We start from the raw sequence: 7,235 nt of genomic DNA on the forward strand, positions 1-7,235 counted from the left end.
AGTGGTTCACCTCAGCTCTTTAAGGTTCTCGACCAAAATAACGACGGCCTGCTGGAAAAAACGGAGCATGAGGCCTTTTTGAACCGTCCCGGTCCACGCCCCTGAGGGGATGAAATTTTGCTTCCCAAGCGATTTTTGAACCTTTAACATCGCCTGAACTCCAACAGGCCATGTCTATGAACCGAATCACCTTCGCCTTGGCTGCTCTTCTGAGCACGGTCATCTCCGCCAAAATACACGCCGAGGGTGATTGGAGCGTGAAAAGCGCGCAACGACCCAAGGTGGCGATCTTTGCCGAGGATGTCACGGTGGACGGCACCCGCCGCCCCGATCTGGGCCGGGCGCTGGCGGACAGTCTCAGCACCAATTTGCTGCGTCGCGGGCAGATGCGGGTGTTCAATCTGACCACCGAGGAGACCAAGAACGGCACTCAGACCCTGGTGCTGCCCAAGGATGCGCCCACCAAGGTGCCGGCGCTCGACAAGGACATCGACTACCTGCTGAGCTTCAATTTGTTTTCCAACGCCAATGAGCATCGTCTGACGGTCAAAAAGACCCGTGTTTCGACTTCTGAGCTGATGGATTCCCACCAATTCTTCACTTATGGCCGGATGAGTGATGTGTTCTCGCTCGTGGGCAAAATTGCGGACCGAATCGATCCGCTGCCAGTGATCCACAATTTCCCGGTCACGCAATCCCCTGCGGCGATCCGTGCCGCGCAGCCTGATCCAACCCCCTATCAGCGGTTCTGGACCGGTGATTACTCCAATCCTGGCAGCCCGGCCTATGACCCATGGCGTGCCAACAACGTGGCGCAGTATGATCTTAGCAAGGTGCCGAAGGCGCTGACGTACCAGGAACTGGGTTCCATTCAGCACATCGACACCACCTGGAGATTCACCGTCGTCAAACCGGTCAAAGGCGTGCAGTTGAACAGCCGGGATCCGCTGCATGTGCTCTACGATGAAGGCGACGTGTATGCCAATCTGCGCGTCGGCACGGTGGAGCAGGCCGGAGTCATCGCCGACTACGGCGGCATGACGCCGGAGCATCACAAACTGTTCAATGGCGACAAGGTTTTCGGCTGGTATTCGCCTCCGAAGGAGAAGGCGGCGAACACGAAGTAGGGTTGATATGGCTTTGACGTGAGCTATTGGCACTGCCGCCAATTCCCGTCACCCATGCTTCAGCTCTCCCAGGTTCTCCTTCCCGTCGATCATCAAGAGGATGATCTTCGTCGTGCCGTGGTGCAGCAGCTGGGCGCCCGCGATGAGGACATCATCAGCCTCAAGGTGAAGCAGCGGGCGATTGATGCCCGGCGCGGGCATGTGGAGTTCAGCTTCACGCTCCTGGTCGAAGTGAAAGACGAGGCACGCGTGCTCAAGCGCATCGGTAAGAATCCACGCATCGGCCCGGCCACGGAGGAGATCTACAGTGAGGTTGCGCAAAACGTGGTGCGTTCGGCCTCTGCGCGGCCTGTGATCGTCGGCACCGGCCCCTGCGGCTTGTTCTGCGGCCTGCTGCTGGCTCGTGCGGGACTCAAGCCGCTGCTGCTGGAGCGCGGCAAGGCTGCGGGGGATCGTGCACGCGATGTGACGGGCTTCTGGCGGCGCGGCTGGGATTTCAATCCTGAATCAAACGTGCAGTTTGGTGAAGGCGGCGCAGGCACCTTTTCGGACGGCAAGCTCTACACACAAATTCGGGACCGCGAGCACCGCATCCCCTGGCTGCTGCGTGAAATGGTGGCCGCAGGCGCGCCTGAGGACATCTTGATCAAGAGCAGGCCCCACATCGGCACGGACCGGCTCATCAAGGTCGTGCGGCATGTGCGTGAGGAAATCATCACCCTGGGTGGCGAGGTGCGTTTTGGCGCCCGCGTGGCGGATGTGGTGATCGAAGACGGCGTGATGCGCGCGTTGACGCTCGCGGATGGCGAAACGATCGAAGGCTCGCGCTTCATCTTCGCCATAGGCCACAGCTCAAGGGACACCTTTTACATGCTGCATCGTCATGGCGTGCCGTTTGAGGCCAAGCCATTCTCCATCGGTGTGCGCATTGAGCATCCGCAGAAATTGATCGACCGCAGCCTGTACGGCAAATGGGCCGGAGATGCGCGGCTAGGGTCAGCCCCCTACAAGTTTGTGGCGCATTGTGGCACGGGCCGCGCGGCCTACAGTTTCTGCATGTGTCCCGGCGGACTCGTCGTGGCGGCCACATCGGAGCCGGGAATGGTCGTGACGAACGGCATGAGCAGCTACGCCCGCGAAGAATCGAATGCCAACAGCGGCTTCATGGTGGACGTGAGGCCTGAGGACATGCCTGCCGGAGATGTGCTGAGCGGCATCGAGTTTCAGCGCAATCTGGAGCGCCGGGCCTTTGTGCTCGGTGGTGGCAACTATCACGCCCCAGCGCAACTGCTCGGCGATTTCCTCGCAGGACGCGCCTCGACCGGCCCCGGCAAGGTGCTGCCATCCTATGAGCCGGGCGTGGTGTGGTCCAATTTGTGCGAGGTGCTGCCCGAATACACGATTGAGACGATTCAAGAGGCCATTCCGCGCATCGACAAAAACCTGCCCGGCTTTGCCCTGGATGAAGCGGTGCTCACGGGCGTGGAAACTCGCAGTTCATCACCCGCCCGCATCCCGCGAGATGCGCAGTCGCTGCAATGCACTGGTGTGAAGCATTTTTACCCAGCAGGTGAAGGCGCGGGCTACGCCGGTGGCATCATCTCCGCCGCTGCTGACGGCATGCGTGTGGCTGAGGCGATCTTACGCGAGGGTTGAGCGAATGTGCGCTAGCACGCCCCGGCAGCCATCTTCCAGCAGATCCAGCACAAGTTCGAAACCCTGCTCACCGCCATAGTAAGGATCTGGCACTTCGCTTTCCTGGTGGTCGGTGCAGAATTCGCAGAAGAGGCGGATTTTGGAACTGAACTGGGATGAGCGGTCAAAAGACTGCACGTCACGCAGGTTTTGCCGGTCCATGACGAGGACGAGGTCGTACTCGCTCAAATCGTTTTCCGTGACCTGCCGGGCGCGGCTATTGAGACTGTACCCCCGATTTTGCGCTGCGGTGCGCATTCTTTGATCAGGCAGTTTGCCCGCATGCCAGCCACCCGTGCCCGCAGAACGGATCGAGACGCGATCAGCATATCCTTTAGCTTCGACCAGTGCACGCATGACGCCCTCTGCCGCAGGTGAACGGCAGATGTTGCCCAGGCAGACAAAAAGGAGGCGAAAAGGGGCGGCCATCGAGGGAGCTAGGCCAGCGAGAGGCTTTTCACAAACAAAACCACCTCCTGTTCTCAGGGGATGCCGGGCATCCCCCAGCGGAAGATTTCTTTTTCTGTTAACGAGTCTTTGGTTGAGCCGTAGTTTGAGCACGCTATCTGCTACCAAAACCTAAACCCCACGCCCACCCCATGTCTGTTGTATCCAAAGGTCTTGAAGGAATCGTTGCTGCCGAAACCCGTCTTGGGGAGGTGAATGGAGCGGATGGCATTTTGTTCTACTGTGGGTACGACATCAATGAACTGGTCAAGGTCAGCTACGAAGAAGTTGTTTACCTGCTGTACTACAACAAGCTCCCGAACCGCATCGAACTCAACAAGCTGACCACGGCGCTGCGTGCCGAGCGTGAGCTCCCGCAGGGTGTCATCGATTTCCTCAAAGCCGCGCCAAAAACCGCCAAGCCCATCGACATCATGCGCACCGCCGTCTCGATGCTCGGCTGCTATGATTTGAGCCGTTACGACCTCGAAGTCAGCGAAAACATGGCCAACGCCATCCGCCTCACTTCGCAGATCGGCGTGATTGCCGCCTACTACCACCGTGCACGTCAGGGGCTGGAACTGCCGCCCGTGCGCAAGGATCTCAGCGAAGCCGCTCATTTCCTCTATCTGATGAACGGCGAAGTGCCGAGCAAGGAAGCCGAAAAGACCCTCGACATCGCCTACATCCTGCATGCCGAGCATGGTTTCAATGCCTCCACCTTCACCGCCCGCGTCGTGGCTTCGACTTTGAGCGACATGTTCTCCGCCATCAGCGCCGCCATCGGTGCCCTTAAAGGACCGCTGCACGGTGGTGCCAATGAAGGCGTGATCCATATGCTCGAAGAGATCGGCTCCCCTGACAAGGTGGACGCCTGGGTCGCCGACGCACTGGCTCAGAAGAAGAAGATCATGGGCATCGGTCACCGCGTTTACAAGGTTCTCGATCCCCGCGCTCCGCATCTGCGTGAGATGGCCATCCAGCTCACCAGCCAGCTTGGTGAGTCGAAGTGGATCCAGATGTCCGAGCGCATCGCCCAGATCATGCGCGAGCAGAAGGGCCTCAATGCGAACGTCGACTTCTATAGCGCCACGGTTTACTACAGCCTTGGCATTCCGACTGACCTCTTCACCCCGATCTTCGCGATCGCCCGTATGAGCGGCTGGACCGCCCACGTGCTGGAGCAGTGGAGCGAAAACCGCCTCTTCCGCCCCCTCAGCCAGTACGTCGGCAAGCCTTACGGCCAGAAGGTCGTGCCGATTGACGAGCGCTGATTGGACTGACCCGAAGGATGGCAGGACTAATTTTGAATGCTGCAAAGGTGGCAAAACTTTGTGTTTGCCACTAACGTAGATGCTTCATGCGTCTCCTTTCAACCGTCGGAGCCGTCGCTGTGATGCTCGGCACGCAGGTGATGGCGCAGCCTGCCACACGTCTCGTGTGGCAGCCGGTGCAGGAGTATTTCATTCATCGTGATGAAGGGCAGCAGGTGCTTGCGGGCACCAAGCGGTTGAACTCATTCACGGCTTACACCCATATCGGCACCGACTTCGGTTTCCATGGGCCGGCGGAGCACGAGATCGAATGGCTCACCGATGAAGTCGTGGTCCACCTCGGCCAGCAGCCTGATGCATGGGCGGGCATGTGGCACAGCCTGGCCGGGCAGGCGCGCAATGCGAGCCGCGTGATGGATTTCACGCATGCCTATCCCGAGCCGGTCACTGCCAGATACCAGCCGCGTGTCACTGCGGTGATGCTCAGGGCCTCCGGGCGCGGCAGGATCAAGCTCGAAATCAAATCTCCCACCGACGAACCGCGCTGGACGCAGGTGATAGAGCTCAACGAGAAGCAATATCGCATGTTTGTGCATCCGGTGGCTCCTGAGTCGGTGCGCGATGGAAAAACCATCATATGGACGGCTGAGCCTGGGGCGGAAGTAAAGGTGTCAGGCTTGTTTCTCGGCATCGAGCAGCCCCAAATTCCCTGGGATGCCTATGCTTTCCTCGCCTCCTACGCGAAGATCGCCCGCAGTTACTCCATCGGGACCGGTTTCGTGCGTGACCGCGCTCACATTGAGGAGGGGGCTTTTGAGTCCGTCTCCGCCACAGGCATGTATGTCCTGGCTTCGGCGGCGGCGGCGCAGGAGTCGTTGGGCGTCGTGACGGCAGATTACGCACGCTGGGTGCTCACACGCACGCATGAGGCGGTCAAGAAACTCAAAACCGGACGCGGCCTGCTGCCCCATTTTGTGCACCGCCATGGGCGGGAGAACGCCTACAGCATCCATCCGGGCACGGAATACAGCACGGTGGACACGGCGATCTACGCTCAGTCCATGCTGCAGGCAGCGATCATGCTGGATGTCCCGGCTGTGGCCGAGGACCTGATCCTGCAGATCAAAGAGATCGACTACGATCTGCTGCACCTGCCAGATGGCCATCTCTCGCACGGTCTTGCTGACGACGGCATCACCCTCCTGCCGCATGGCTGGCAGGACTGGGGTGGCGAAACCACTCTGGTGATGCTCATGGAAGGCATCGCAAGCCCCGAACACCGCCCGCCGCCCATGCGCACTCCGGGCAAGGCCTGGCAGGGCACCGGTTTCATCACCGAACTGCAAAGTCTGCTTCATCCCGATTTCGACAGTGACGTGCCCGATGCGCATGACGGTGTTCGCTGGCTCAGTGTGCGCCGCTCCATGCTGGGCGCGCAGCTGGCCTACATTCCCAAACGCTGGCCCCAGTCCCATGCCGCACGCAACGGCATCTACGGTTTCTCTGCCGGCGAAAATGAGGCGGGGAACGGCTACTACGTGGGTGGCGTCGATCTGCCGGATCAAAAGCTCATCCACCCGCACTACATCCTGATGTCTTCGACGCTGAATCCGCAGGCACAGGAGACGTATGACCTGCTCGAACGCATGGAGAAGGCCAGCTACTTCCCGCCTTGGGGCATGGTCGAGAATCTCAACGTCGATGGCCGCAGCTACCTGCCGATGGAAGGTTCGCTGAATGCCGGCTTTGAGGCTCTCAGCGCCTACCATTTGTTTGCCAAAAACCGGAAAATCCCGGACGCCATCTATGCGGCCAGCCTGAAAAGTCCGCAGATCCGCCGCGCCATGCAGCTTTTCTACCCCGTTCCAGCCAAGGTTGTCGGCGGAGACAGGGAAGCTGCCGCGCAGTAGCAGGGACATGAAGCTAACCCTTGCTCCCGTGCCCATCCCCGGTTAACTGGACCGTCACATGTTTGTCGATCAAATCAAAGTTCATGCGCGCGCCGGAAAAGGCGGCGATGGCAGCGCCCATTTTCATCGCGGTAAATTTCGTCCCAAAGGCGGCCCCGACGGCGGCGACGGCGGGAACGGGGGCAGCCTCATCCTGCTGGTGGATCCCAGCACGGACAGCCTCCGCAATTACGTTTTCAACAGCAAGCTCATCGCCGAGGACGGTGCCAAGGGCGGTGCCACCCAGTGCTCCGGCCGCAGTGGCAAGGATGTGGTGTACAAAGTGCCGCCGGGCACCCTCATCAGCCGCGTCACTCAGGAATACGACAACGAAACCAACGAACTCGTCACGCGCTACGAACCCGTGGCCGACCTGACTGAGACCAATTCCACCTACGTGCTCTGCAAAGGCGGCAAAGGCGGGAAGGGGAACGTGCATTTCAAGACTTCCACGCATCAGGCTCCGCGTGAATTTACCCCCGGCACCCCCGGTGAGGAAGGTGACTTCCACTTCGAACTCCGCAGCATCGCGGATGCCGGATTCGTCGGCGCGCCCAACGCGGGCAAATCCACGCTGCTCTCCAAGCTGAGCGCCGCCAAGCCGAAGATCGCCAATTATCCCTTCACCACGCTGCAGCCGATGGTCGGCGTCATTGAGTTCGGCCCCAATCGCCGAGGCACCCTGGCGGACATTCCCGGGCTCATCGAAGGCGCCCACGAGAACATCGGCCTCGGCCATGATT

The 7,235-nt window shown here is 60.0% G+C and carries 6 protein-coding genes; 5 read left to right on the forward strand and 1 reads right to left on the reverse strand.

Annotated features, from left to right (window positions below):
• The first annotated feature begins 176 nt into the window (after positions 1-176).
• Positions 177-1,127 (forward strand): hypothetical protein, encoded by a 951-nt coding sequence (locus ACIREA_RS22510; RefSeq protein WP_397384599.1) that lies wholly within the window; start codon positions 177-179, stop codon positions 1,125-1,127.
• A gap of 54 nt (positions 1,128-1,181) precedes the next feature.
• Complete coding sequence (locus tag ACIREA_RS22515; protein WP_397384600.1) at positions 1,182-2,783, forward strand: NAD(P)/FAD-dependent oxidoreductase; 1,602 nt, start codon at positions 1,182-1,184, stop codon at positions 2,781-2,783.
• On the opposite strand, the gene ACIREA_RS22520 is transcribed toward ACIREA_RS22515, so the two are convergent.
• Positions 2,769-3,251 (reverse strand): low molecular weight protein-tyrosine-phosphatase, encoded by a 483-nt coding sequence (locus ACIREA_RS22520; protein WP_397384601.1) that lies wholly within the window; start codon positions 3,249-3,251, stop codon positions 2,769-2,771. The two genes, ACIREA_RS22515 and ACIREA_RS22520, sit on opposite strands and share 15 nt — an antisense overlap.
• 170 nt (positions 3,252-3,421) lie before the next feature.
• Between ACIREA_RS22520 and ACIREA_RS22525 the strand changes: the two genes are divergently transcribed.
• The 3 genes from ACIREA_RS22525 to obgE form a co-directional block, all read left to right on the forward strand.
• The gene (locus ACIREA_RS22525; protein ID WP_397384602.1) at positions 3,422-4,543 is read left to right on the forward strand and encodes a citrate synthase; all 1,122 of its coding nucleotides are present in this window, start codon (positions 3,422-3,424) and stop codon (positions 4,541-4,543) included.
• Positions 4,544-4,629: 86 nt separating this feature from the next.
• Positions 4,630-6,453: a hypothetical protein gene (locus ACIREA_RS22530; protein ID WP_397384603.1), complete on the forward strand. Its 1,824-nt coding sequence runs from the start codon at positions 4,630-4,632 to the stop codon at positions 6,451-6,453.
• 58 nt (positions 6,454-6,511) lie between these two features.
• On the forward strand, positions 6,512-7,235 hold a 724-nt coding region (gene obgE, locus ACIREA_RS22535; protein WP_397384604.1), incomplete at its 3' end, for a GTPase ObgE.

Source organism: Prosthecobacter sp., assembly GCF_044373815.1.
Lineage (GTDB): Bacteria > Verrucomicrobiota > Verrucomicrobiia > Verrucomicrobiales > Verrucomicrobiaceae > Prosthecobacter.

What these genes read in the sequence shown, in the direction of transcription:
- ACIREA_RS22510 (WP_397384599.1), top strand. Translation starts at nt 177, where the DNA reads ATGAACCGAATCACCTTCGCCTTGGCTGCTCTTCTGAGCACGGTCATC.
- ACIREA_RS22515 (WP_397384600.1), top strand. Translation starts at nt 1,182, where the DNA reads ATGCTTCAGCTCTCCCAGGTTCTCCTTCCCGTCGATCATCAAGAGGAT.
- ACIREA_RS22520 (WP_397384601.1), bottom strand. Translation starts at nt 3,251, where the DNA reads ATGGCCGCCCCTTTTCGCCTCCTTTTTGTCTGCCTGGGCAACATCTGC.
- ACIREA_RS22525 (WP_397384602.1), top strand. Translation starts at nt 3,422, where the DNA reads ATGTCTGTTGTATCCAAAGGTCTTGAAGGAATCGTTGCTGCCGAAACC.
- ACIREA_RS22530 (WP_397384603.1), top strand. Translation starts at nt 4,630, where the DNA reads ATGCGTCTCCTTTCAACCGTCGGAGCCGTCGCTGTGATGCTCGGCACG.